This is a genomic window from Winogradskya humida, from assembly GCF_016862215.1.
Lineage (GTDB): Bacteria > Actinomycetota > Actinomycetes > Mycobacteriales > Micromonosporaceae > Actinoplanes > Actinoplanes humidus.
In genome coordinates this window covers 1-22942 of sequence record NZ_BOMN01000071.1, presented here as the reverse complement: position 1 = coordinate 22942, position 22942 = coordinate 1, and the positions used below count along the sequence as shown (strand labels likewise).

25 protein-coding genes are annotated in these 22942 nt (G+C 70.9%); 17 read left to right on the top strand and 8 right to left on the bottom strand.

Going from position 1 to position 22942, the window contains the following annotated elements; all coding sequences use genetic code 11:
- Nucleotides 1-109 precede the first annotated feature (109 nt).
- Complete coding sequence (locus tag Ahu01nite_RS26895; protein WP_203839417.1) at nucleotides 110-655, bottom strand: hypothetical protein; 546 nt, start codon at nucleotides 653-655, stop codon at nucleotides 110-112.
- 81 nt (nucleotides 656-736) lie between these two features.
- Nucleotides 737-1711: a dTDP-glucose 4,6-dehydratase gene (gene rfbB / locus Ahu01nite_RS26890; protein WP_203839416.1), complete on the bottom strand. Its 975-nt coding sequence runs from the start codon at nucleotides 1709-1711 to the stop codon at nucleotides 737-739.
- Between the two features lie 118 nt (nucleotides 1712-1829).
- On the opposite strand from rfbB, the gene pafA reads away from it, so the two are divergent.
- The 3 genes from pafA (at nucleotide 1830) to Ahu01nite_RS26875 (ending at nucleotide 4650) form a co-directional block, all read left to right on the top strand.
- Nucleotides 1830-3188, top strand: a complete 1359-nt coding sequence (pafA, locus tag Ahu01nite_RS26885; RefSeq protein WP_203839415.1) for a Pup--protein ligase — start codon at nucleotides 1830-1832, stop codon at nucleotides 3186-3188.
- A gap of 70 nt (nucleotides 3189-3258) precedes the next feature.
- The gene (locus Ahu01nite_RS26880) at nucleotides 3259-3525 is read left to right on the top strand and encodes a hypothetical protein (RefSeq protein ID WP_203839431.1); all 267 of its coding nucleotides are present in this window, start codon (nucleotides 3259-3261) and stop codon (nucleotides 3523-3525) included.
- Nucleotides 3526-3999: 474 nt separating this feature from the next.
- Nucleotides 4000-4650, top strand: a complete 651-nt coding sequence (locus Ahu01nite_RS26875) for an O-methyltransferase (RefSeq protein WP_203839414.1) — start codon at nucleotides 4000-4002, stop codon at nucleotides 4648-4650.
- Between the two features lie 325 nt (nucleotides 4651-4975).
- On the opposite strand, the gene Ahu01nite_RS26870 is transcribed toward Ahu01nite_RS26875, so the two are convergent.
- Together Ahu01nite_RS26870 and Ahu01nite_RS26865 are read right to left on the bottom strand one after the other, a co-directional pair.
- Nucleotides 4976-6082, bottom strand: coding sequence for a DUF3866 family protein (locus Ahu01nite_RS26870; RefSeq protein ID WP_203839413.1), 1107 nt, complete (start codon nucleotides 6080-6082; stop codon nucleotides 4976-4978).
- A gap of 10 nt (nucleotides 6083-6092) precedes the next feature.
- Nucleotides 6093-7088, bottom strand: a complete 996-nt coding sequence (locus tag Ahu01nite_RS26865; RefSeq protein WP_203839429.1) for a cation diffusion facilitator family transporter — start codon at nucleotides 7086-7088, stop codon at nucleotides 6093-6095.
- Nucleotides 7089-7249: 161 nt separating this feature from the next.
- On the opposite strand from Ahu01nite_RS26865, the gene Ahu01nite_RS26860 reads away from it, so the two are divergent.
- From Ahu01nite_RS26860 to tatC, 5 genes are all read left to right on the top strand, one after another.
- Nucleotides 7250-8245 carry a helix-turn-helix transcriptional regulator gene (locus tag Ahu01nite_RS26860; protein WP_203839412.1) on the top strand — a complete coding sequence of 332 codons (996 nt, stop codon included), beginning with the start codon at nucleotides 7250-7252 and terminating at the stop codon, nucleotides 8243-8245.
- The gene (locus Ahu01nite_RS26855; RefSeq protein WP_239159167.1) at nucleotides 8242-9225 is read left to right on the top strand and encodes a helix-turn-helix transcriptional regulator; all 984 of its coding nucleotides are present in this window, start codon (nucleotides 8242-8244) and stop codon (nucleotides 9223-9225) included. The genes Ahu01nite_RS26860 and Ahu01nite_RS26855 overlap by 4 nt, the downstream gene beginning before the upstream one ends.
- Nucleotides 9226-9235: 10 nt before the next feature.
- Nucleotides 9236-9526: a hypothetical protein gene (locus Ahu01nite_RS26850; RefSeq protein ID WP_239159166.1), complete on the top strand. Its 291-nt coding sequence runs from the start codon at nucleotides 9236-9238 to the stop codon at nucleotides 9524-9526.
- A gap of 147 nt (nucleotides 9527-9673) precedes the next feature.
- On the top strand, nucleotides 9674-10093 hold the full coding sequence (tatA, locus tag Ahu01nite_RS26845; protein WP_203839411.1) for a Sec-independent protein translocase subunit TatA: 420 nt from the start codon (nucleotides 9674-9676) through the stop codon (nucleotides 10091-10093).
- Between the two features lie 6 nt (nucleotides 10094-10099).
- A complete protein-coding gene (tatC, locus tag Ahu01nite_RS26840) occupies nucleotides 10100-11053 on the top strand; it encodes a twin-arginine translocase subunit TatC (RefSeq protein WP_203839410.1) in 954 nt (317 codons plus the stop codon).
- Nucleotides 11054-11097: 44 nt separating this feature from the next.
- Here tatC and Ahu01nite_RS26835 read toward each other — a convergent pair whose 3' ends face one another.
- The gene (locus tag Ahu01nite_RS26835) at nucleotides 11098-11970 is read right to left on the bottom strand and encodes a LysR family transcriptional regulator (RefSeq protein ID WP_203839409.1); all 873 of its coding nucleotides are present in this window, start codon (nucleotides 11968-11970) and stop codon (nucleotides 11098-11100) included.
- A gap of 70 nt (nucleotides 11971-12040) precedes the next feature.
- On the opposite strand from Ahu01nite_RS26835, the gene Ahu01nite_RS26830 reads away from it, so the two are divergent.
- The 3 genes from Ahu01nite_RS26830 to Ahu01nite_RS26820 all read left to right on the top strand — a co-directional run bounded on the left by Ahu01nite_RS26830 (nucleotide 12041) and on the right by Ahu01nite_RS26820 (nucleotide 13599).
- The gene (locus tag Ahu01nite_RS26830) at nucleotides 12041-12409 is read left to right on the top strand and encodes a YybH family protein (RefSeq protein WP_203839408.1); all 369 of its coding nucleotides are present in this window, start codon (nucleotides 12041-12043) and stop codon (nucleotides 12407-12409) included.
- 28 nt (nucleotides 12410-12437) lie between these two features.
- Complete coding sequence (locus tag Ahu01nite_RS26825; RefSeq protein WP_203839407.1) at nucleotides 12438-13337, top strand: diacylglycerol kinase family protein; 900 nt, start codon at nucleotides 12438-12440, stop codon at nucleotides 13335-13337.
- Between the two features lie 70 nt (nucleotides 13338-13407).
- A complete protein-coding gene (locus Ahu01nite_RS26820) occupies nucleotides 13408-13599 on the top strand; it encodes a hypothetical protein (RefSeq protein ID WP_203839406.1) in 192 nt (63 codons plus the stop codon).
- Nucleotides 13600-13626: 27 nt separating this feature from the next.
- On the opposite strand, the gene Ahu01nite_RS26815 is transcribed toward Ahu01nite_RS26820, so the two are convergent.
- Nucleotides 13627-14373, bottom strand: a complete 747-nt coding sequence (locus tag Ahu01nite_RS26815; RefSeq protein ID WP_203839426.1) for an HAD family hydrolase — start codon at nucleotides 14371-14373, stop codon at nucleotides 13627-13629.
- An 86-nt stretch (nucleotides 14374-14459) separates the two neighbouring features.
- On the opposite strand from Ahu01nite_RS26815, the gene Ahu01nite_RS26810 reads away from it, so the two are divergent.
- Nucleotides 14460-17246, top strand: a complete 2787-nt coding sequence (locus tag Ahu01nite_RS26810; protein ID WP_203839405.1) for a DEAD/DEAH box helicase — start codon at nucleotides 14460-14462, stop codon at nucleotides 17244-17246.
- Here Ahu01nite_RS26810 and Ahu01nite_RS26805 read toward each other — a convergent pair.
- Both Ahu01nite_RS26805 and Ahu01nite_RS26800 read right to left on the bottom strand, forming a co-directional pair.
- On the bottom strand, nucleotides 17235-17618 hold the full coding sequence (locus tag Ahu01nite_RS26805) for a VOC family protein (RefSeq protein ID WP_203839404.1): 384 nt from the start codon (nucleotides 17616-17618) through the stop codon (nucleotides 17235-17237). The two genes, Ahu01nite_RS26810 and Ahu01nite_RS26805, sit on opposite strands and share 12 nt — an antisense overlap.
- Before the next feature lie 4 nt (nucleotides 17619-17622).
- Complete coding sequence (locus Ahu01nite_RS26800; protein ID WP_203839403.1) at nucleotides 17623-18207, bottom strand: NADPH-dependent F420 reductase; 585 nt, start codon at nucleotides 18205-18207, stop codon at nucleotides 17623-17625.
- 66 nt (nucleotides 18208-18273) lie between these two features.
- Here Ahu01nite_RS26800 and Ahu01nite_RS26795 point away from each other — a divergent pair, with 66 nt between their 5' ends.
- From Ahu01nite_RS26795 to Ahu01nite_RS26775, 5 genes are all read left to right on the top strand, one after another.
- On the top strand, nucleotides 18274-18603 hold the full coding sequence (locus Ahu01nite_RS26795; protein ID WP_203839402.1) for a winged helix-turn-helix transcriptional regulator: 330 nt from the start codon (nucleotides 18274-18276) through the stop codon (nucleotides 18601-18603).
- A 242-nt stretch (nucleotides 18604-18845) separates the two neighbouring features.
- Complete coding sequence (locus tag Ahu01nite_RS26790) at nucleotides 18846-19829, top strand: hypothetical protein (protein WP_203839401.1); 984 nt, start codon at nucleotides 18846-18848, stop codon at nucleotides 19827-19829.
- Between the two features lie 181 nt (nucleotides 19830-20010).
- The gene (locus Ahu01nite_RS26785; protein WP_203839400.1) at nucleotides 20011-20802 is read left to right on the top strand and encodes an inositol monophosphatase family protein; all 792 of its coding nucleotides are present in this window, start codon (nucleotides 20011-20013) and stop codon (nucleotides 20800-20802) included.
- Between the two features lie 53 nt (nucleotides 20803-20855).
- A complete protein-coding gene (locus Ahu01nite_RS26780) occupies nucleotides 20856-21647 on the top strand; it encodes a HEAT repeat domain-containing protein (protein ID WP_203839399.1) in 792 nt (263 codons plus the stop codon).
- Between the two features lie 75 nt (nucleotides 21648-21722).
- Nucleotides 21723-22928 carry a GlnX family signal transduction membrane protein gene (locus Ahu01nite_RS26775; protein WP_239159164.1) on the top strand — a complete coding sequence of 402 codons (1206 nt, stop codon included), beginning with the start codon at nucleotides 21723-21725 and terminating at the stop codon, nucleotides 22926-22928.
- The last annotated feature ends 14 nt before the right edge of the window (nucleotides 22929-22942 follow it).

Sequence of the window (22942 nt, the reverse complement as noted above, 5' to 3'; positions counted from 1 at the left end):
CCACGCCCTGGCCGAGCCCTGCAGCGCCGGCTCTGCAGCGCCGGCCCTGCAGCGCCGGCCCCGCAGCCCAGAGGCTGGGGCTCAGAGGCTGGGGCTCAGAGGCTGGGGTTCAGCAGAGGGTGGTGCTCACTTCGGTGAGCCAGTCGGGCGCGTCGGCGGCGTGCGGCATGGTGACGCTGACATCGTTGTGGTCCACGAGGATGGGGACCTCGGCGTGGCTGATCATCGGGGCGCCGCAGGTGATCGTTCCCGCGATGGTGAGCTGCACGCTCTGGCCGCTCTCCAGGATCGTGTGGGTCGACGCGGCCTTGGTGACCGCCTCGTAGGTGAGTTCGTCCTGGCTGAGGCCGTCCGGCAGGACCGCCATCGTCCAGCGGCTGATGCCCGGCGGTTCGTCCAACCGGCCGGCGCTTATCTGCAGAGCCGCGCTGCCCGGGTTCTTCAGCACGGCCTGCACGACGAAATCTTTGGTCTGCGGGTTGCTCGTCACCGTGTAGACACCTTCACCCGCCGCCATCAGCTGGGCGGCGGAAGCAGTGGATGGTGACGGCGAGGGTGACGCGGCGGGGTCACCGTCGCGGCGGGCGTAACGCAGCCCGATCAAGGCCGCAGCGAGCGCAGCCACGATCAGCGCACCCACGATCGGTGCGCCCACGATCGGTGCGCCCAGGAGAACGCGGCGAGGCCGGGGCGATCCACCGTGCTCCAAAACGTCCACAACGCCCTCAAATTACCATCAGTCGACGACGAGGGGGCGCCACCAGTCCTCGTTGTCGCGGTACCACTGGACGGTGTCGGCCAGTCCGGCGGCAAAGTCGACCTGGGGCTCGTACCCCAATTCTTTGCGGATCTTGGTGTCGTCGAGGGCGTACCTGCGGTCATGGCCTTTGCGGTCCTCGACGTGGACGACCCGGTCCCAATCGGCGCCGCAGGCGCGCAGCAACAATGCGGTGAGGCCCTTGTTCGTCAGTTCTTTGTTGCCGCCGATGTGGTAGACCTCGCCCGGGCGGCCGGCCTGGAGCGCGAGAGCCGTGCCGCGGCAGTGGTCGCTGACGTGGACCCAGTCGCGGACCTGGGCGCCGTCGCCGTAGAGGGGGACCGTGCGGCCCGCCAGCAGGTTCGTGACGAAGCGGGGGATGAGTTTCTCGGGGTGCTGGTAGGGGCCGTAGTTGTTGGCGCAGCGGGTGACCGTGACGGGCAGGCCGTGGGTGCGGTGGTACGCGAGGGCCAGCAGGTCGGCGCCGGCCTTCGTCGCCGCGTACGGGGAGTTCGGGGCGATCGGGGCGTCCTCGCGCCAGGAACCGGCGGGGATCGAGCCGTACACCTCGTCGGTGGAGACGTGTACGAAGCGTTCGACGCCGTGGCGCAGGGCGGCGTCCAGGAGGACCTGGGTGCCGACGACGTTCGTCTGGGCGAACTCGGCGGCGGCCGTGATGCTGCGGTCGACGTGGGATTCCGCGGCGAAGTGGATGACGTGGTCGTGCTTGCGCATCACGGTGTCGACGAGGGCCGCGTCCGCGATGTCGCCGGGCACGAAGTCGAGGCGATCGCTCTCGGACACCGGGCCGAGGTTGGCGAAGCTGCCCGCGTACGTGAGTTTGTCGAGGACCGTGACCTGGGCACCTTCGAGGCCCGGCAGACGGTCCCGCAGCGCTTCGCGGACGAACCAGGAGCCGATGAAGCCCGCCCCGCCAGTGATCAATAGATTCATCAAGGAGGCAGTGTATCCGCAGGTCGAAGGCCATTCAGTAGCTCCCGTGACGCAGAGCCTCAGTGAAAGCGCGGGTTGTCACTGCCGTTCGGAGGGTTTCTGAGGCTAGTGTTTCGTCATGGAACGGCGAATTTTCGGCCTAGAAACCGAGTACGGCGTCACGTGCACCTATCGGGGTCAGCGGCGGCTGTCCCCGGACGAGGTGGCCCGCTACCTGTTCCGCCGAGTGGTGTCCTGGGGACGCAGCAGCAACGTCTTTCTCCGTAACGGCGCCCGTCTCTACCTGGACGTCGGTTCGCACCCCGAATATGCAACGCCCGAGTGCGACTCCGTGACCGATCTCGTCGCGCACGACCGCGCCGGCGAGCGCATCCTCGAGGGCCTGCTCGTCGACGCGGAGAAGCGGCTGCACGACGAGGGCATCGCGGGCGAGATCTACCTCTTCAAGAACAACACCGACTCCGCCGGCAACTCCTACGGCTGCCACGAGAACTACCTCGTGTCCCGCCACGGCGAGTTCGGCCGGCTCGCCGACGTCCTGATCCCGTTCCTGGTGACCCGCCAGCTGATCTGCGGCGCCGGCAAGGTGCTCCAGACCCCACGCGGCGCCGTGTTCTGCCTCTCGCAGCGCGCCGAGCACATCTGGGAGGGCGTCTCCAGCGCCACGACCCGCTCCCGCCCGATCATCAACACCCGCGACGAGCCGCACGCCGACGCCGAGCGCTACCGGCGCCTGCACGTCATCGTCGGCGACTCCAACATGAACGAGGTCACCACGCTGCTCAAGGTCGGCAGCGCCGACCTCGTCCTGCGGATGATCGAAGCCGGCGTCGTCATGCGCGACCTCACCCTGGAGAACCCGATCCGGGCCATCCGCGAGGTCAGCCACGACACCACCGGCCGCCGCAAGATCCGCCTGGCCAACAACAAAGAGGTCAGCGCGCTCGAGATCCAGCAGGAATACCTGGCGAAGGCCACCGAGTTCGTCGAGCGCCGCGGCGGCGACCAGACCGCCAAGCGCGTCGTCGAGCTCTGGGGCCGCGTCCTCAACGCGATCGAGACCGAAAACCTGGACCCGATCGCCCGCGAGATCGACTGGGTGTCAAAACTCAAGCTGATCGACCGCTACTCCGCCAAGCACGAGATCCCCATGAGCCACCCGAGGGTCGCCCAGCTCGACCTCGCGTACCACGACGTACGCCGTGGCCGTGGCCTCTACGCCCTGATGGAGAAGCGCAAGCAGGTCGACCGCATCTCCAACGACCTCGAGATCTTCGAAGCCAAGGAAACCCCGCCCCAGACCACCCGCGCCCGCCTCCGCGGCGAGTTCATCCGCCACGCCCAGGAGAAACGCCGCGACTTCACGGTCGACTGGGTCCACCTCAAGCTCAACGACCAGGCCCAGCGCACCGTCCTCTGCAAGGACCCGTTCCGAGCCTACGACGAACGCGTCGAACGCCTGATCGCCAGCATGTGACGGGAGTCGCCGGTCGGGCCGACTGCCTGACCGGCGCCACCCGCAACGCGCCCGCTACGCTGATCGGGCCATGACCTCATCGCCACACGAGCCCGATCACCACGCGTCCGATCACCACGCGTCCGGCTCCCACGCGTCCGGCCCCCCGCCGCTGCCCGAAGTCCCCGAGCGGACTTTCGAGGACGTCATGCGAGCCCGGGTCGACCGCCGCCGCGACCGCGTCCACGCCCAGGTCTCCGCCGCCCGCCGAGGCGGCCACAAGATCCCGACGTGGTTGCTCGCCGCGATCCTGGGACTGCTCCTCCTCGGATGGCTCTACATCATCTTCTTCGGCTGATTTTTCGGCTGAGGTCTTTCGGCTGAGCGGCTCTCTCACGCCGAGCGCCATTCCCGGCGGGATCCACCGCAAGATCAAGTTCAGGATCCTGACTCGGGTCCGTCGTGGTCCCGGCCGCTCCTCCCGCGAGAGACCGGGCCCGGGCGGCCAGGCGCCTGGCGGCGCCCGAACGGCCACCCGCCCCCTGCCAGCTGCGTGAGCGGCTGAGCCAACCCCGAAATCCCAACCCGAACCCCCAACCCGAGCCTCCAACCGCAACCCGAGCCCCCAACGCCCAAGCCGAGCTCCCGACCTCCAACCCGAGCCCCCGACCCCCAACCCGAGCCCCCGACCCCCAAGCCGAGCTCCCGACCCTCAGACCGAGCTCCCGACCCCAGACCGCGACCCCAACCTCGGAAGCTGGCTGGCGGGCTTTGCGAAATCTCCCAGGTTGTTGCGATTGCCGGGGGATGGCGGAGGGAGAAGGCTGGAGGTATGGCTGACATCGTTGATCCCGTGATCGCGGATTATCTGGTTGCTCACTCCACGCCCGCTGACGACGTGCTGCGGGAGTTGGCGGCGGAGACGCGGGCGCGGTTCCCGGGGCCGTCGGGGATGCAGGTATCGCAGGATGAGGGTGCGCTGCTCACCCTGCTGGTCCGGCTGACCGGGGCGCGCCAGGCGGTCGAGGTCGGGACGTTCACCGGGTACTCGGCCATCTGTATCGCGCGGGGTCTCGCCGAGGGCGGGCGGCTGCTCTGCTGCGACGTCTCGGAGGAGTTCACCGGGCTGGCCCGCGACGCCTGGAAACGCGCCGGCCTCGCCGAGCGGATCGAGCTGCGGATCGCCCCGGCCCTCGAGACGCTCAGGTCGCTCCCCGGCGAGCCGGTGCTGGACTTCGCGTTCATCGACGCCGACAAACCAGGTTATCCCGGTTACTACGAGGAACTGGTCCGCCGCCTCCGCCCGGGCGGCCTGATCGTCCTCGACAACGTGCTCCAGGGCGGCGACATCGTCAACCCGTCGTCGACCAGGCCGAACGTCCCCGCGATGCGCGCCCTCAACGACCTCGTCACCGCCGACCCCCGCGTCGAATCCGTCATGCTCCCCGTCCGCGACGGCGTCACCCTGGCCCGCAAGAAGTAACGCCGCCCTCATCCCGCGCCGCCCGCGTCACCCTGGCCCGCAAAAAATAACGCCGCCCTCATCGGGCCGCCCGCATCACCCTGACCCGCAAGAAATATCACCGCCGCCGGCCCGCTGCCGCCGGCCCGCCGCCCCGCTGGCCCACCGCCCCGCTGGCCCACCGCCCCGCTGGCCCACCGCCCCGCTGGCCCGCCGCCCCGCTGGCCCACCGTCACCGGCCCGCTGCCGCCGGCTCACCGCCCCACACCGCCCAGCCGGCCCACCGCCCCGCCGGCCCACCGGTCAGCGGTCAGCGGTCAGCGGTCAGCGGGCAATCGGCCGGTGGTCAGGATGAGGCTGGTCCGGAGGACGTGGGGAGCAGGCTGGCGGCGTGGCGGCCGGCGACGGCTGCGGAGATGAAGTAAGCGTGGTCTTCGAGGAGGCCGCGGCCCATCGTCGAGAGCGGCACCGGGCTGGCCTGCAGGGCGGCGTCCAGGCCGTCGGTCGGGACCTCCACGATGCGGTGCAGGGTGGTCAGCGGGGCGAGGGCCTCGGTGACCTCCTTGGCCAGGTCGGCCGGGAGGTCGGCGGGGACGGGCAGGTCGGCGGGGACCAGGGCGACCTTGCCGTAGGCGGTCAGGCTGTGGTGGGAGATGCCGCGGTGGCGGGGGCGGGCGTCGCCGTCGGAGATGCGCAGGGAGCCGATCGGGCGGCCGCCGAGGGTGACCGTGGCGTTGAGGGCTTCGCCGAGGGCTACGCCGGAGAAGCCCCAGGTGGAGCCGGTGCCGAGGTTGCCGGGGCCCTGGGCGACGATCGTGATGTCGGCGTTCAGGACGTGGCGGGTGGCGAGCAGGCCGGTGTGCACGGTGCTGGCTTCGAGGTCGCCGCCGAAGGCCTGGCCGGTGGTGATCGTGCCGGCGAGGTGGCCGGCGAGGCCGGCGAGGGTGCGGGAGAACCAGGCCGGGAGGGCGCCGCCGTCGGTCATGACGTAGGCGACGCGGGCGTCGGGGCGGTCGGCGTGGATGCCGGCGAGGATCGCGGGGAGCGCCGAGTGCAGGTCGGCCAGGACCACCGGCATGTCGTCGAGGGTGTCGGCGGCGGCCATGACCGCGTGGTGCGGGGAGGCTTCCTCGTCGACGCCGAGCAGGATCGGCTGCAGGGGCGTGTAGCGGGCCTTCACCAGGTGGCCGGAGTCGCGGGTCGTGCCGTCCTGGGCGGGGTCCGGGGGCAGGCGGTCGGGCAGGGCCACGACCAGCGCGTACCCTCCGGTGCCCAGACCCATGACCAGGGCGCCGACATTCAGCAGGACACGGTCGCCGGGTACGGGGGTGCCGACGAGCTCCGGGTAGGCGAGCGCCTTCACCATGCCGTCCGGCGTGCCGACGACCAGTTCGATCGCGCCGCGCCACTCACGGCGTACCGATGAAACCATCCCTGACCGCCACCGCATCATGGCCGCGACCCTATATGTCGTCCCCGCCGTCCTTGTGGTTGCGTCCGGCCGTGCCGCGGGTGGGGTCGAGGAAGACGTAGCGGATGCCGGGGTAGCGGCTGCGCAGGCGGCGTTCGGCCTCGTCGGAGGCCTCCTCGATCTCCGCGCCGGTGACCGTGTCGTCGAAGTCGACCTTCGCGGCGACCAGGATGTCGCCGGGGCCGAGCTGCATCGTGAGCAGCGTCGGGACCGCGGTGACGACCGGGATGGCGGCCAGGTCCTCGGCGATCTGGTTGTGCATGCGGCGCGGCACCGCGCGGCCGACCAGCAGCGACACGTTGCTGCGGGCCAGGATGAACGCGACCACCAGCAGCAGCAGGCCGATCGCGATCGAGGCCAGGCCGTCCCACAGCTCGTCACCGGTCAGCTGCACGCCGAGCACGCCCAGCGCGGCAAGGATCAGGCCGATCAGGGCCGCGGAGTCCTCGAAGTAGACCGCCTTGACGGTGGTGTCCGGGGTCAGCCGCAGGAACCGGAACGGCGTGATGCCCCAGCGCTTCGACTCGCCCGCGACCTGCTTCTTCGCCCGCAGGAACGAGGTGCCCTCGGCGACGAACGAGACCGCGAGGACGACGTACGACAGCAGGAAGTCGCCGCTGTGCTCGCCGGCCAGGATCGTGGTGACGCCGTGGTAGATGGAGAAGCCGGCGCCGCCGACGAAGGTGAACAGCGCGGCGATGAACGCCCAGACGAAGCTCTCCTTGCCGTACCCGAACGGGTGACGTTCGTCGGCCTCCTTGGAACCGCGGCGCAGCGCCACGTAGAGGAAGACCTCGGTGATCGTGTCGGCCAGCGAGTGCGCGGCCTCCGACAGCATCGCGGCCGACCCCGACAGCATGCCCGCGACCAGCTTCGCGGCGGCGATCACCAGGTTGGCGCCGCCCGCGACGATGACCGTGCCGATGCTCTCGTTCTCCCCGCCGCCCTGCGGGGTGTCACCGACCGCGAGTGCTTCCGCACCGGCCAGCCCGACCTTGGGCGGCGCCTGGTCGTTCGGCGAGGTGGGGGCGGTTCCGGTGGGCGGTGAGGTCTCGGGCACGAGGTCATCCTTCCCCTTGGTGGTTACAGATAACCGCGTACGGACTGCGCGTAACGCCACATCGCCGCCGGGCTGCTAGCGTTTCGGTCGTGTCGCGCACCCGTACCGAGCGCCTGGTGAACCTGGTCATCTGCCTTCTCTCCACACGACGGTTCCTGACCGCCGCGCAGATCGCCGCGACCGTGCCCGGTTACGAGCACGACCCGGAGGACCCGCGCGACCACGACGCGTTCCAGCGCAAGTTCGAGCGGGACAAGGCCGAGCTGCGTGAGCTGGGCGTGCCGCTGGAGACCGGCCTGGCCAGCGCGTTCGACACCGAGCACGGCTACCGCATCGCCCACCGCGAGTACGCCCTGCCCGACATCCCCCTGGAACCGGACGAGGCGGCCGCCGTCGGCATCGCCGCGCGGCTCTGGCAGCACGCCGGGCTGGCCGCCGCCGCGTCCTCCGGGCTGGCCAAGCTGCGCGCCGCCGGCATCGAGGTCGACCCGCAGGCCACCCTGGGCGTCGAGCCGGTCGTCACCGTCGATCCGGCGTTCGGGCCGCTCACCGCCGCGGCGCGGGCCCGCCGGGCGGTGACGTTCTCCTACCGTGTGCCGGAGGTCGACGAGCCGACGGTCCGCCGCCTGCAACCGTGGGGCGTGGTCTGCTGGCAGGGCAAGTGGTACGTCGTCGGGCACGACCGCGACCGCGACGCGACCCGCTGCTTCCGGCTGTCCCGGATCGTCGGGACGGTCCGCGCCGTGGGCCAGTCCGCCGCGTTCACCCCGCCGCAGGACGTCGACCTGATCGGCCAGGTCGCGCACTTCTCCGGGCCGGTCGCGAAGGACCAGCGCGCCACCGTCGTCGTGCGCCCGGGCCGGGCCGCGGGCCTGCGCCGCTGGGCGATCGAGACCGTGCCGGGCCCCGGCGGCGACCGGCTCACCATCCCGTACTCCGACTCGGAGTGGCTCGCCTCCCGGCTGGTCGGCTATGGCGCCGACGTCCGCGCCGACAGCCCGCCCGAGCTGCGTGACCTGGTCATCCAGCAGCTCAAAGAGGTCGTCACGCGATACCAGCCCGCGGCTGCGGGGGTGCTCTCGTGACGCCGCCGCAGCAGCGCACGCCCGTGTCGCGCCCGACGGGCGGTGACCGGCTCGGGCGGCTGCTCAACCTGGTGCCGTACCTCCTCGCCCGCCCGGGGATCGAGGTGGCCGAGGCCGCCGCGGACTTCCACGTCAGCGTCCAGCAGCTGCGCGAGGACCTCGAGCTGCTGTGGGTCTGCGGCCTGCCCGGGTACGGCCCCGGCGACCTGATCGACATGGCGCTGGACGGCGACCGGGTGACGATCACCTACGACGCCGGCATCGACCGCCCGCTGCGGCTCAACCCGGACGAGGCGCTGGCCCTGGTCGTGGCGCTGCGGATGCTCGCCGAGACGCCCGGCATCGGCTCCCGCGACGCGATCGAACGGGCACTGGCGAAGATCGAGAACGCCACGGGGGACCTCGGTGACGCGCCCGTCGCGGTGCGGCTGCCGGCCGGCACCGAGCGCCTCGACGCGATCCGGGACATCGTCGAGCGCCACCACGCGATGCGGATCACCTACTACACGGCCGCGCGGGACGAGACCAGCTCGCGGATCGTCGACCCGATGCGCGTGCTGATGGTCGGCAACCGCGGATACCTCGAGGCGTGGTGCCGGCGGGCCGAGGCGACGCGGCTGTTCCGGGTCGACCGCATCGACGCGTACGAAGAGCTCGACGAGCCCGCCGCACCGCCGGAGCGGGCCGTGCCGCACGACATGAGCGACGGGGTGTTCCAGCCGTCGGCCGATCTGCCCCTGGTCACCGTCCGGGTCGGGCGGGGCAGCCGGTGGATCACCGAGTACTACCCCTGCGAAGAGGTGCGGCGCGACGGCGACGAGTGGCTGGTGACCATGCGCGTCACGGATCTCGGCTGGGCGCAGCGGCTGCTGCTCGGGCTCGGCTCCGACGTCACCGTGCTCGGGCCGCCCGAGCTGGTCGCGCAGATCCGCGGCCAGGCCGAGGCGGCGCTCGACCAGTACGCCACCCCGGCACCGTAGGATTCCCGCCATGGTGTTGTGGATCGTTATCGCCGTGGTGGTTCTCGCCCTGATCATCCTGGGCGCGTCGGTGCTGTCCGTGATGGGCCGGTTGTCCGGCCTGGACCGCGCGTTGCGGCGCCTGCTGCTGCGTCAGGAACAGGCGACGCGGCTCCAGCAGGGCGCCGAGGAGCTCCAGCAGAAGATCGAGGGGCTGCAGAAGCGGGCCGAGGTGGCCCAGGAGCAGGTCGCGGTGATCAAGGCCGGTCGCGGCGCCGATAACGGAAAGCACTCTTTACAGAGCGCTCCCGCTGCGTGGTAGCGTGCCGGTCCCGTGCCGTTGTCCGAAAATTCCTCGGCTCGGCCGGCAATCAATGCGGTCCGGCAGGACTCACTCCCAGCAACCGCACGTACGATGGACCCCGCACCGTTTCGATCCACGCTCGTTCCGAACCGACTGGAGTTTCCCATGGGCGCCCTCAAGCCATGGCACATCGCCGTCATTGTCGTCGTGCTCGTGCTGCTCTTCGGCGCGAAGCGTCTGCCTGACGCCGCCCGGTCGCTCGGCCGGTCGCTGCGGATCATCAAGGCCGAGACCAAGGGTCTCGTCGACGGTGACGACAACGTCGCCGAGAAGGCCGAGCCGCAGTATTCGCGCCAGCCGGTGCAGGGTGAGGTCACCAACCCCGCCCAGCAGGGGTACGCGCAGCCTGGTTACGCACAGCCCGGCTACGCCCAGCCCGGTTACGCGCCGCAGCCCGGTTACCAGCAGCAGCCCGCGCCCAACGGCTACCAGCAGCCCGCGCCGAACGGCTACCCGCAGGGTCAGCCGCAGCAGCCGCCGGCCCAGCCGTACGTGGACCCGGTGCAGCGCACCAACGACCGCTGACCCACCGTGGCCGTCTCCCTGCGCCGCAATCAGGGGCCGAGCAAGTTCGAGCAGGCCTCCGACGGTTCCATGACGCTCATGGAGCACGTGCGGGAGCTGCGTAACCGGCTCTTCTGGGCCGCCATCGGCATCGTTGCCGGCCTGATCGTCGGTTTCTTCGTCTCGCACTGGGTCTTCGACGTCCTCAAGGCCCCCTACTGCGACCTGCCCAGCTCGATCGGCGTCAACGGAAACTGCGAATTCATCACGCTCGGCGTCGCCGACCAGCTGATCCTGCGCCTCAAGATCGCCCTCTGGGTCGGCTTGGTCCTCGGTGCCCCGGTCTGGCTGTTCCAGCTGTGGGCGTTCGTCGCGCCGGGCCTGCACCGCCACGAGCGCAAATGGGCGTACGTCTTCGTCGGCATCGCGGCCCCGCTGTTCGCCGCGGGCGTGACCCTCGCCTACGTGATCATCGGCCACAGCCTGGTGTTCATCATGGACGCCGGTGTGCTGGGCGCCCCGACCAAGCTCGAGGTCACCTCGTACGTCGGCTTCGTGATGAACATGCTGCTGCTGTTCGGCGCCGCGTTCGAGTTCCCGCTGATCCTGCTCATGCTCAACTTCACCGGCGTGGTCACCGCGAAGCGGCTGATGAGCTGGTGGCGGGTCGTGATCTTCCTGTCGTTCGCGTTCGCCGCGATCGCCACCCCCGACCCCGGCCCGTTCGGCATGACCCTGCTGGCCGCCTGCATGATCCTGCTGTATTTCATCGCGGTCGGCGTCTCGGCGATCAACGACAAGCGCAAGGGCCGCGGCAAGGAGATCTACGCGGACCTCGACGACGACGAGGTCTCGCCGCTCGAGGAAGAACGCGTCCCCGTCGGCGTCTCGGACCGTGTCGACGGAGTGTCACCGGTCGAAGCCCCCGTACCTGTCGCCAAGCCGCTCCCGATCGAGAGCCGCTACGACGACATGACCTGACGGTCTGTGCATTGACTTCAGGGCCCTCGCGCGAGCGGGGGCCCTCAGTCGTTGAACGCTTCCCGGCAGTGGTGGAGCAGTTCCCGCAGGGCCGGGCTCACGGTGCGCGGCCAGGTCAGGGCCAGCACGGCCGGCTCGGTGGCGTCGCCGATCGGCAGTGCGCGCAGGTCGGATCCCGTGGCCATGGAGGCGCTGAGCACCGCGACACCCATCCCGCGCCGGGCGAGGTCCATGATCGCTGCGGGGGCACTCGCCTGCAGCGCGATGTCCGGCGTGACCCCGCCCGCCGCGCACGCCTGGTCGAAGACGGTCCGGATGCCCGTGCCCCGAGGAAGGCAGATCACCGGGTACGCCGCGATCTCCGCAAGGGTGCTGTGCTGCCGCGCCGCCAGCGGATGACCGCCGGGGACCAGCGCCACGAGACCCTCGCTGATGATGGGCATCGCCTGGACCCCCTCCGGCGTAGCCGTCGCCGTGCCCACGAGGGCCAGGTCGATCGCGCCGGCACGGACGCCGTTGAGGAGCTCATCGGAATTGTCCTCACGCAGGACGAGGTCGATCCCGGGGTGCGCGGCGTGGAAGCGGGCGAGCGCGTCGAAGAACGGCGTGATCGTGCACCCCGTCACCATCCCGACCGCCAGCCGCCCCCGGACCAGGCCGTTGACGTCGTCCACGCCGCGGCGCAGCTCCTGCACCGCCATCAGGGCTGCCCGGGCATGGCGGAGGGCGACCTCGCCGGCCGCGGTCACGGTGGCACGCCGGCCGGACCGGTCGATGAGGGCGGCACCGAGCTCGTGCTCGAGCTGGCGGATCTGCGCGCTGACCCCGGACTGGCTGATCCGGACCCGCTCGGCCGCGCGGGTGAAGTTCGCCTCCTCGGCCACGGCGACCAGGTATTCGAGCTGCCTCAGTTCCATAACCACAGATTCTAGTTTCCATGAAAGGAACATCTTGGACTTCTGATGCGGGCTGCGTCAGGGTGGACATATGGCAGATCACGAGAAGGCACTCAAGCCCGAGGACCTGACCCGGCTGTTCGTCGAGCGGGCCAACGCCGGGGACGCGGCCGGCATCGCGGCGTTGTACGAGGAGGACGCCGTCATGGCGTACCCGCCGGGGCAGCAGACCGTCGGCCGGGCCGCCATCCGGGAGTTCTGGGAGAAGGTGCTCACCTCGGCGCCGCGGTTCGAGCAGGAGCCGCCGCTGCCGACGTTGATCAGCGGCGACATCGCGCTCACGTCCACGCCGCCCAAGGACGGGGCCGGCGCTCGCGCGCAGGTCGTGCGGCGCCAGAGCGATGGGAGCTGGCTGCGGCTGCTCGACCAGCCCGAATTCGTCACGCCCGGCAAGGGCTGACACACACCGGGAGTCCTAGGCTGCGGGCATGGGTGAAGGCGGGATAGCGGTTCTGGTGAATCCGCGGGCCGGGCGGGGACGGCATCGCGGGCTGCTTCCCGGCGTCCTGGAGGCTCTGGGCCGCTCGGGACGGCCCGTGCGGGTATTGACCGCGGACGACGGCGCAGGGGCGGAGGATGCCTGTCGCCAGGCCGTTGCCGAGGGTGTGGGGGCGATCGTGTCCGTGGGCGGGGACGGCACGGTGCACCGGGCCCTGCAGGCGGTGGCGGGGAGCGAGGTGCCCCTCGGGGTGGTGCCGGCCGGGACGGGTAACGACTTTGCGAGCGCGGTCGGCGTACCAGGAGAGGGTCTGGCGGCTGCGGAGGCGATCTCCCGTGCCCTGCGGGACGGGCGGGACGGGCGCGTTGATCTGGCGAAGGTGGTCACGTGCGACGGGACGGTGCGGTGGTTCGGGGCTGTGCTGGCCGCCGGGTTCGACGCGATCGTGAACGAGCGGGCCAATGCGATGCGGTGGCCGCGCGGGCCGCGGCGCTACGACCTGGCGATCGCGCTGGAGCTGGCGCGGCTGCGGACCCGTCGTTACGACCTGGTGCTCGACGGCGTGGAGCACAGCTTCGACGGGGTGCTGGTGGCAATCGGAAACGGTCACAGCTACGGCGGCGGGATGCGGATCTGCCCGGCCGCCGATCCGCGGGACGGGATGCTCGACGTGGTGATCGGCGGTGATCTCGGGCGGGCCGCGCTGACCCGGCTCAAACCCCGGCTCCGGCGCGGCACCCACGTCGGCGATCCGGAGGTCACGGCATTTCGCGCGCGGGAGGTGCGGGTCGGGGCCGAGGGCATCGTCGGGTACGCGGACGGCGAGCGGGTCGCCGCGCTGCCGCTGACCGTCAGCTGCGAGAAGGGAGCCGTCCGGTTGCTGATCTGAATCCGCTGTCAGCCGCCCGCGCTCCGGGCCGAACCCACAGATGACACCGACGTCGACCCCGGGAGGCAACATGCAGATCGGTTCTTCCAGCGCCAGCCTGATCTCGAAGTACCTCGCGCCGGACACCTCCGCCGCCGACGCCGGCCCGGCGGCCACCACGGCCACGCCGACGGTCTCCGACCACGTCGCCGCCGTGGACGAGCAGGCGCCCATCCGCAGCGTTTCCACCACTCAGGGCACGCTGGTCGACACGTACCTCTGAGTTCTCAACGAGTCCCTCTTGAGGCCCTCAGCGAGAACAGCCGGCGAGGGCGAGTGAGGCGCTGAGGCCGTTGCTGCGGCCCGGTTCGGCGGCGGGTAGGACCAGCGCCGCGCAGCCCGCCTGGACGGCGCCCGCGTCCGCGGGGGTGTCACCGACCATGAGGGTGTGCTCCGGGTCGACGCCGAGCATGCCGCAGGCGCGCAGGAAGATGGCCGGATCCGGTTTGGTGCGGCCGATCTCGTACGACAGGGCGAAGGCGTCGATGAGCCCGTCGAGGCCCCACTCGGCGAAGTGCGGGCGGATGTCGAAGCCGATGTTGCTCACCACCGCCACCTTGATGCCCGCTTCGTGCAGAGTGCGCAGCGTCGGCTCGGTGTCGGCGTAGGGGAGCCAGCCCGCCGGGCCCATGCCCCGGTCGTAGAGCGCGTCGGCGAGGCCTTGCACGTCCGTCATCACCGTCTCGGCAAGACCCGTGTAGGCCGCGCGGTGACTGTGCTCGTAGAGGTCCCGGTCGGCCCAGTGCTCGGCGAGGTGGATGGGCACGCGGCGGGGGAGCGGGCCACCCGCGCGGCCCGCGGTGACCAGGCGATCCGCGAGGATGGTGGCCTTGGCGCGGTCCAGGTCGGCACCGCAGGCGGCCGCTGCCGCGGTGACCCAGGTGACCGGTTCCTCGACCTGGGCGAGGGTGCCGTGGAAGTCGAAGAGGACGGCTTGCACCCGGCGGGGCGATCTTCTGGTGGTCGATTCGGCGGCATCCGGCACGCCGTGCACCATACCCAGCGGCTCGGACGCAACTGTCGGCAACCGCCCGGTGAGCCACGACCTTCGTTGTGTCACACCCACGCATTAGCCTTGTGTTCATGACGAGCCCCGCCGAACGCTATGCGGATTCCAAGAGGCGGGCGGCCCGCTCGGCCGAGTTTCCCGCGCTCGAGGATTTCATGCTGGATGTCGGCTTCGACCTGGACGACTTCCAACGGCAGGCCTGCGAGGCCCTGGAGCGCGGCAGCGGTGTGCTGGTCTGCGCTCCCACCGGCGCGGGCAAGACGGTGGTCGGTGAGTTCGCGGTGCACCTCGCGCTGCGTTCCGACGGCTCCGGCCAGCGCCGCAAGTGTTTCTACACCACCCCGATCAAGGCGCTGTCCAACCAGAAGTATCACGACCTCGTCGCGCGCTACGGCGCCGATCAGGTCGGCCTGCTGACCGGTGACAACGTCATCAACGGCGACGCACCCGTGATCGTGATGACCACCGAGGTGCTGCGCAACATGCTCTACTCGGGCTCGACGAGCCTGCAGGGGCTGGCCTATGTGGTGATGGACGAGGTGCACTATCTCGCCGACCGGTTCCGGGGCGCGGTCTGGGAAGAAGTGATCATTCACCTGCCCGCTTCGGTGACCTTGGTCTCACTGTCCGCGACGGTCAGTAACTACGAGGAGTTCGCCGACTGGCTCGTGACGGTGCGCGGCGAGACCGAGGTCGTCGTCAGCGAGCACCGGCCCGTGCCGTTGTGGCAGCACATGCTCGTCAGCAAGCGGATGTTCGACCTTTTCCACGACGCCGATGCGGCCCGCAAGCACGACGTGCATCCCGAGCTGCTGCGCTACTCCCGCGAGATGCTGCGCCGGCTCGAGTTCAGCGAGCGCACCACCGGCGGCGGGTGGAACAACCGTGGCGGGCGCCCCAAGCGCTGGCAGCCGCCGCCGCGCGCCGAGGTGGTCGACCGGCTCGACCGGGCCGGGCTGCTTCCCGCGATCCTGTTCATCTTCAGCCGTGCCGGGTGCGACGCCGCCGTGCGTCAGTGCCTCGACGGCGGCCTGCGCCTCACCGACCCCGAGGAGCGCACCGAGATCCGCCGCATCGCCGAGGCGAAGGTCGCCAGCATCCCCGCCGAGGACCTGTCGGTGCTGGGCTACTGGGAGTGGCTCGACGGCCTGGAGCGCGGGGTCGCCGCGCACCACGCCGGCATGCTGCCCGCGTTCAAGGAGGCCGTCGAGGAGTGCTTCGTGCGCGGGCTCGTCAAGGCGGTCTTCGCCACCGAGACCCTGGCGCTCGGCATCAACATGCCGGCCCGCTGCGTCGTGCTCGAACGCCTCGTCAAGTTCAACGGCGAGGCCCACGTCGACCTGACCCCGGGGGAGTACACGCAGCTCACCGGGCGGGCCGGGCGCCGCGGCATCGACGTCGAGGGCCATGCCGTGGTGCTGTGGAGCCCCGAGGTCGACCCGCGGCACGTGGCCGGGCTCGCCTCGACCCGCACCTACCCGCTGCGCTCCAGCTTCCGCCCGTCCTACAACATGGCGGTCAACCTGGTCGGCACGGTCGGCGCCGACAAGTCCCGCGACCTGCTCGAGTCGTCGTTCGCCCAGTTCCAGGCGGACCGCTCGGTGGTCGGCCTGGCCCGCCAGGTCCAGCGCAACGTCGACACCATGCAGGAGTACGGCTCCGACGGCGCCTGCCACCACGGCGACTTCGACGAGTATTTCGGGTTGCGCATCGCAATTGCCGACCGTGAGCGGTCCATCGCCCGCCAGGGCACCCAGCAGCGTAAGGCCGCCGCGGTGTCGTCGTTGGAGAAGCTGCGCATCGGTGACGTGATCCGCGTGCCGCACGGGCGCCGCGCCGGGCTCGCCGTGGTCCTCGAGCCGCCGGCCGGCGGGTTCGGTGAGCCCCGGCCGCTCGTGCTCACCCAGGACCGCTGGGCCGGGCGGATCGGCCCCGGCGACTTCCCCAGCGGCCCGGTGGAGGTGCTCGACCGGCTGCGGATCCCCAAGCACTTCAACCACCGCTCACCCGGCGCCCGCCGGGACCTCGCCGCGGCGGTCAGCGCCACCGGTCACGACCGTCACGACCGCCCCGGCGGCCGGCGCGGGCGCAACAAGGGCGGGGTCCCCGGGGAGGACGCCGAGATCGCCCTGCTCAAGATGCAGATGCGGCAGCACCCCTGTCACGCCTGCCCCGACCGCGAGGAGCACGCCCGCTTCGCCGAGCGCCGTCACCGCCTCGAGCGGGACACCAGCGCGCTGCGCGACAAGGTGGCCGGTCGCACCGGCTCGCTGGCCCGCACGTTCGACCAGGTCGTCGCGGTACTCACCGCCCGCGGGTATCTGTCCGCCGACGGCGAGGTCACCGACGCGGGCCGGATGCTCGGCCGCATCTGGACCGAGGCCGACCTGCTCGTCGCCGAATGCCTGCGCAGCGGCGTCTGGGAAGGCCTCGCCCCGGAGGAGCTGGCCGCGGCCGTCTCCATGGTCCTCTACGAGTCCCGCCGCGAGGGTGACGACCGTGCTTCGGTCCCCAAGGGAGCCACCCAGACCGCGGTCGAGGCCTGCCAGAAGCTGTGGGCGGAGATCGAGGCCCAGGAGGCCGAGCACGAGCTCTCCCTCACCCGCGAGCCCGACCCCGGCTTCGTCTGGCCGATGTACCGCTGGGCCAAGGGCGAACCCCTCGCCCGCGTCCTGGCCAGCGGAAACAACTACGAGACGGACATGCCCGCGGGCGACTTCGTGCGCTGGGCCCGCCAGGTCCTCGACCTGCTCGCCCAGATCCGCGACGGCCGCGCCGCCACCCCCGGCATCCGCGACGCGGCCCGCAAGGCGATCACCGCGGTCAACCGGGGGGTGCTGGCGTACCACTCAGGTCTGTGAATGCCACACGCGTGCCTCGCTCTCGAAGAGGGCGGGGTCGCTGTGGACCGGGACCACGCAGAGCAGATGACCGCCCGGCGCCCGCAGGACGTGACAGTCGAGCCACCGATCCACCTCGACGGCACCGAGCGCGAGCAGCCGGGCGGTCTCCGCGTCCACGTCGTCGGTCTCGATGTCGACGTGATAGCGCGGCTCCGAACCGATCCGCTGAACGTCCAGCTCGAGCTTGGGAAAAGCCCCGGCCAGTGCGATGAACTGCGGCTCCTCCGGCTCCGGAACGGCCGGCACCCCGAGCGCCGCCGACCAGAAACCAGCCGCGGCATCCGCATCCGGGGTGTCGATGAAAAGCCCGTAAAGACGACTCTTGTGCATGCGGCTATCCTCGCGCGATCGACAGGGCAAAGGGCACCGGTCCGAGCTGCGCGATCAGCGGGCGGACCATGAGCACAAACGATTCCGGCCACCACGCCCGCTCCACCCCGCCGAGATCGAGCACCCATTCCCGCGGCCACCCGAGCTCCGCCAGCAACCCCACAACCACGCCTTTCGCCGCCGGGTCGTCCCCACACAGGAATACCGACACGGGTACGCCCAGGGCGCCCGGATCTCCCATGAGTGCCGCCGGTCCCACGGTGTTCAACGCCTTCACGACCCGCGTATCAGGCAGTATCCGCTGGAGCTCCGCCGCGAGGTTGCGATAGAGCAGCCGCTCGGCGAACCCGTCCGCCCCCTGCACCACCGCATTGGCGACATCGACGAGCACCTTCCCGGCAAGAACATCTTTCAGCGGCCCGAGCACCTCGACCGCCACCGCCCCGGGTAACGCGTTCACCACGACGTCGGCGCCGGCCAGCTCGGCGACGGTGAGCCGCCCCATCCGCACTTCGTGGCCCGCCGCGGCCAGTTTCGGCTGCAATGCCCGCGCCACGTTGCCGGCGCCGAGGATCCCGATCACGCTCATGCGCCGACGGTAGGGTCGGAATCGTCTGCCGCGACAGTAGGCACTTCAACGTGCTCGGGGGGCTCCATGGGGCGTACGAAATATCTGGCATCGATGGCCGAATGCCCGACCCACCGCCTGCTGCAACGCCTCGGCGGCCGATGGGTGTGCCTGGTCCTGAAAGAACTCGCCGCGGGGCCGTTGCACCGCGGCGAACTCGGCCGCGTCATCGCCGGAGCAACCCCGAAAATGCTCACCGAAACGCTGCGCACCCTGGAACGCGACGACCTGATCTCCCGGACCGTCCACGAAGGCGTGCCACCCCGCGTGGAATACGCCCTGACCCCGCGAGGATCGAGCCTGATGCCGGTGATCGCGGCGGCGACGGAATGGGCCGAGCGGAACCTGACCCGATAGGTTCCGGGGTGCGCGCCGGTCACCGCTTTCGTCAGCTTCTCTTGCCTGTTCGCCCTGCGGCTCGCGGCGCGGCACGGGGTCTGGTGGCTGCTCGCGATTCCTGTGCCGGCCGGATCCGGCCGGTGGCTGTTCCGTCCCGGCGGAGCTGGCATGCTGCCGCTGAGCGCTACGTGACATCTGTCAGGGGACATCGATGACAGACGACGGCGGTGGGGGCCGGCGGGCGCCGCGACGATGAACGCATGCGTCGAATTGGTCCTGCTGTTGCCCTGTTCTTCCTGTCGCCGTTGGTTGCGGAGTTTCTGCTCGGCGACTTCACGTTTGTCATGCTGCCGATGTTGCTGATTCTCGCGCCCCTTTACGGTGGGGCGGCGGTGGTTGTTCGCGAGCTTGTGCGGCGTACCAACAGGGGCTGGCCTTCCATGATTGTGCTCGGTCTTGCCTATGGGGTGCTCGAAGAGGGAGTGATCACCCAGTCGCTGTTCGATCCGGGGTATGCCGGGGCGCATCTGCTCGATGACGGGTTCGTGCCGGCGCTGGGGATCGCGGTTCCGTGGACGCTGTTCGTGCTGACGTTGCACACCGTGTGGAGCATCGGTGTGCCGATCGCGCTTGTCGAGGAGGCGAGCGTTCGGCGTACGGTGCCGTGGTTGCGTACTCCTGGGCTGGTCGTGGTGTTGGTGCTGCTCGCGCTGGGGGCTTTCGGGACCACGATGTTCTCGTATTCGAGTGACCATTTCATCGCGCCGTGGCCGCAGCTGGCCGCCGTGGTCGTGATCGTCGCGCTGCTGGTGACGGTGGCGTTCCGGATTCCCGCCGGGGGCATGGTGGCCCGGGACGGTCGTGGCGTTGCGCCGGGCGCGTGGGTGGTGTTCGGCGTGGTTGTGGTGGCGGGGGCGTTGTTCATGGGGACGAAGTGGTTGCCTGATGCTGCCGGTGTTCCGGCGATGCTGACCGCGTTCGTTCTCGCGGGGGTCACTCTTGCGACCTGGTCGCGGCGGGCGGGGTGGGACGGGCGGCACCGGCTTGCTGCGGCTGCGGGTGCGCTCGTTACGTACGGATGGAACAGCTTTTTCATGGAGGCGCTCGCCGGGGGTGGGCCGGTCCTCACACCACTCAGCCGGGCCGTGTTTGCCGGTGCCGCCCTGGTTCTCATCCTGGTCGTGGCCCGCCGGCTGCGCCGCTCGCCGGCCCAGCCCGCGATGGCAGTGACCGTGCGGCAGTGACCGTGCGGCAGTGACAGTGCGGCAGTGACCGTGCGGGATTGACCGTGCGGGATTGACCGGGCGGCACTGATCGAGCGGCGGTGACCGGGCGGCCCTGATCAGGGCCGCCCTGACCGGGGCGCGGTGATCGGGGTGGCGGTGATCGGGGCGGGGGTGAGGGGGGTTGCCGGGTTGCGGCAGGATGGGGTTTGTGTCCCTTGATCTTGATTTGGCGCGCCGGGCTGCACTTGCCGGGGCGGCCGTTGCGATGCGTCATTTTGCCGCGCTGGCCGAGTTGCCGCGGGAGTTGAAGGCTGACGGCAGCACCGTCACCGCGGCCGATCGGGAGTCCGAGGAGGCGATCCGGGCCGTGCTGCGGCGGGAACGGCCGGGCGATGCGTTGCTAGGGGAGGAAGGCGGTGCCGCGGGGGCTGGGCGGCGGCGGTGGATCATCGATCCGATCGATGGGACGGCGCAGTACGTGGCCGGGGACGATCGGTGGCTGGTGCTGGTCGCGCTGGAGGAGGACGGCGAGATCCAGGCCGGGGTGGCCGTCACGCCGGCGCAGGACGCGATCTGGTGGGCGCAACGCGGTGGCGGTGCCTACTGGTCGGCGCTCGATGGGTCGCGGGAACGGCGGGTGTCGGTGGCGCCGGGCGGGACGGATCTGCTCGACGGCAGCCGGCTCGGGGTGATCCCGTGTGCGCCGAATTATCTTGACTCCGACCGGGTCATCGCGGCGCCGCTGGCCGCGCGGGCCGCGGAGTCCGAGTGGGATGTGCATGCCGCGCTGCTCGTGGCGAGCGGGGAGCTGGATCTGGCGGTGCAGACGCGGGGGCAGATCTGGGACTTCGCGGTCACCTCGCTGATCGTGACCGAGGCCGGTGGGGTCTACGGCGGTGCTGACGGTGTGCGGGGGCCCCGGGAGGGCACGTCGCTGTTCGCCCGTAGCCCCGGGCTGTGGCAGGCGGCGCACGACGCCCTCTGGGGATAAACCGGCGCCCCGCGGGGGAACCGGTCCGGGTACGGGTCTGGCATGGTGGGACGGTGATCGATACCGATGCCGCGCTCGAGGCCGTGGTTGCGCATGTCGTGGAGTTCGAGGACGAGTTCGAGGTCATCGAGCCGACGTTCCTGAGGCTCGTGGAGTCCGGGGACGTCGCGCTGGTGCCCCGGCTGCATGAGGTGCTCGCCGCTTTTCTCGACGACGGGAACGCCTACGGGCGGGACCTGATCGCCGGGGTGCTGGCGGGGATCCAGGGGGTGGCGGCGCTGCCCGTGCTGCTCGGGGCGTCCACCCGGGACCTCGGGGACGATCAGGACGGGCTGCAGGACGAGATCGTCGGGCTGCTCGAAGCCGACCGGGTGGCCGCTCGGGCCGCAGTCCTAGAGTTCGCCGGAGCCGGAGCCGGAGCCGGAGCCGGAGCCGGAGCCGGAGCCGGAGCCGGGGCGGGTGGTGCCGGTGTGGGGCCCGTGGAGGTGCGGCGGCCCGTGGAGGTGCGGCGGGCCGGGGTGTGGGCGCTCGGTTATGTGGCGGAGCCGGGGGACATCGCGATGTTCGAGGCCGCGGCGGCGGATGGTGACGCCGAGGTGCGGGCGCTCGCGGTGGGCTCGGTCAACGATCCGGCGGGGGACGAGCGGGCGTTCCAGCTGATCGTGGGCGCGCTGCGCGATGCCGATGAGGGGGTCCGGATGGCCGCGGTGAGTGCGCTCGGGGCGACCGGGCGGGCCGGCGCCGTACCGCATCTTGAGGCTCTCGCCGCCGATCCGGTGCCGCGGGTGCGTGACCTGGTGACTTTCGCGCTGGGGCGGCTCCGGGAAAGCGGAACATTGGATTAACGGCACGTGGCGGGACCTGCCGCATGCCGGGTTGATGCCGGTTTGCCGATGCCGGGCGGCCCTACGGTGAGGGGCGTGGCGCTTTCCTCCGAGACTCCCGCGCGGCTGCGGTTGTGGTCGCTCGCGGCCATGGTCGCCGCCGGGCTTCTCCTGATCGTGCTGAGCGCGGTGATGGCCGCCGTCAAGGAACAGGTCCGGGTCATCGGCGAGGAGGCCGCGCCGCGAGCGGCCACCGCCTCCGACCTGTACTTCGGGCTCAGCGACCTCGACGCGCAGGTCGCGCGGATGATGCTGATCCGCGACGACGACCGGTTCGCCGCCGCGCAGGCCGACGCGCTGAGCGCCTACCTGCGCCGCAGCGACGAGATCGACGCCGACCTGCAGCGCGCGGGGACGGATGCGGCTGCGCTGCGGCTGGCGGACGGGCTCGCGGTCTACCGGCGCCAGGCGTGGCAGGCGCTGAGCGGGGAGTCCCTCGGGTATTACACCCAGGCGACCAATACGCTGCATCTCGAGCTGCTGCCCGCCGCGACGGAATTGCGCGATGCCAGCCAGGATCAGCTTGCCGACGCGTACGCGGAGAAACGCCGGACCGAAACGGCCGGAATCGCCGTCGCGGTTGTTCTGGGCGGGACCGTGCTCGTTCTGCTGATCGGCACGCAGGTGTTTCTGGCGCGCCGGTTCCGGCGGCTGATGAATCCCTCGCTGATCGCCGCTACGGGTGTCGCCGCGGTGCTGATCGTCGCTCTCGGGACGGTTCTCGTCCTGCAGGCGAAAGTGCTCGCGGACGCGCGGCGGGACAGTTTGCTGCCCTATCTCGCGTTGTCGCAGGCGCGGGCGGTCAGTTACGACGCGGCCGCCGATACGGGGCGTTATCTGTTGAACGCCAATTACCAGCAGGATTTCGACCGCAAGGCCGGGGCGCTCAGCGATGGGGATGCGGGGCTCGCGGCGCTGTCCGGTAGTGACGAGGTGGGGAAGCGCTGGCTCGGGTACCGCGCCGACCATGAGCGGATCGTCGCTCTCGCCGACAGCGGGAAGCGCGCGGAGGCGATCGGTGCGCTGACCGGGATCAGGCGGGGCGACGCGGCGTTCGACTTCTTCTATTTCGACAGTGCGGTCGGGGTTGTCGCCGAGCGGCGGCAGGAGGAGTTCGCGGTCGCGTTGCGGGACAGCGACCGGTTGCTGGCCGGGTGGGTCGTCGTGCCGATCGCCGCGCTGGGGCTGGTCATCGCGCTGGTGCCGCTCGGCGTGCGCCGCCGCCTCGCGGAATTCCGATGAGGGCGGCGGGATAA

What these genes read in the sequence shown, in the direction of transcription:
- rfbB (WP_203839416.1), bottom strand. Translation starts at nt 1,711, where the DNA reads ATGAATCTATTGATCACTGGCGGGGCGGGCTTCATCGGCTCCTGGTTC.
- pafA (WP_203839415.1), top strand. Translation starts at nt 1,830, where the DNA reads ATGGAACGGCGAATTTTCGGCCTAGAAACCGAGTACGGCGTCACGTGC.
- Ahu01nite_RS26880 (WP_203839431.1), top strand. Translation starts at nt 3,259, where the DNA reads ATGACCTCATCGCCACACGAGCCCGATCACCACGCGTCCGATCACCAC.
- Ahu01nite_RS26875 (WP_203839414.1), top strand. Translation starts at nt 4,000, where the DNA reads ATGGCTGACATCGTTGATCCCGTGATCGCGGATTATCTGGTTGCTCAC.
- Ahu01nite_RS26870 (WP_203839413.1), bottom strand. Translation starts at nt 6,082, where the DNA reads ATGATGCGGTGGCGGTCAGGGATGGTTTCATCGGTACGCCGTGAGTGG.
- Ahu01nite_RS26850 (WP_239159166.1), top strand. Translation starts at nt 9,236, where the DNA reads ATGGTGTTGTGGATCGTTATCGCCGTGGTGGTTCTCGCCCTGATCATC.
- tatA (WP_203839411.1), top strand. Translation starts at nt 9,674, where the DNA reads ATGGGCGCCCTCAAGCCATGGCACATCGCCGTCATTGTCGTCGTGCTC.
- Ahu01nite_RS26835 (WP_203839409.1), bottom strand. Translation starts at nt 11,970, where the DNA reads ATGGAACTGAGGCAGCTCGAATACCTGGTCGCCGTGGCCGAGGAGGCG.
- Ahu01nite_RS26830 (WP_203839408.1), top strand. Translation starts at nt 12,041, where the DNA reads ATGGCAGATCACGAGAAGGCACTCAAGCCCGAGGACCTGACCCGGCTG.
- Ahu01nite_RS26825 (WP_203839407.1), top strand. Translation starts at nt 12,438, where the DNA reads ATGGGTGAAGGCGGGATAGCGGTTCTGGTGAATCCGCGGGCCGGGCGG.
- Ahu01nite_RS26820 (WP_203839406.1), top strand. Translation starts at nt 13,408, where the DNA reads ATGCAGATCGGTTCTTCCAGCGCCAGCCTGATCTCGAAGTACCTCGCG.
- Ahu01nite_RS26815 (WP_203839426.1), bottom strand. Translation starts at nt 14,373, where the DNA reads ATGGTGCACGGCGTGCCGGATGCCGCCGAATCGACCACCAGAAGATCG.
- Ahu01nite_RS26810 (WP_203839405.1), top strand. Translation starts at nt 14,460, where the DNA reads ATGACGAGCCCCGCCGAACGCTATGCGGATTCCAAGAGGCGGGCGGCC.
- Ahu01nite_RS26805 (WP_203839404.1), bottom strand. Translation starts at nt 17,618, where the DNA reads ATGCACAAGAGTCGTCTTTACGGGCTTTTCATCGACACCCCGGATGCG.
- Ahu01nite_RS26800 (WP_203839403.1), bottom strand. Translation starts at nt 18,207, where the DNA reads ATGAGCGTGATCGGGATCCTCGGCGCCGGCAACGTGGCGCGGGCATTG.
- Ahu01nite_RS26795 (WP_203839402.1), top strand. Translation starts at nt 18,274, where the DNA reads ATGGGGCGTACGAAATATCTGGCATCGATGGCCGAATGCCCGACCCAC.
- Ahu01nite_RS26790 (WP_203839401.1), top strand. Translation starts at nt 18,846, where the DNA reads ATGCGTCGAATTGGTCCTGCTGTTGCCCTGTTCTTCCTGTCGCCGTTG.
- Ahu01nite_RS26785 (WP_203839400.1), top strand. Translation starts at nt 20,011, where the DNA reads ATGGGGTTTGTGTCCCTTGATCTTGATTTGGCGCGCCGGGCTGCACTT.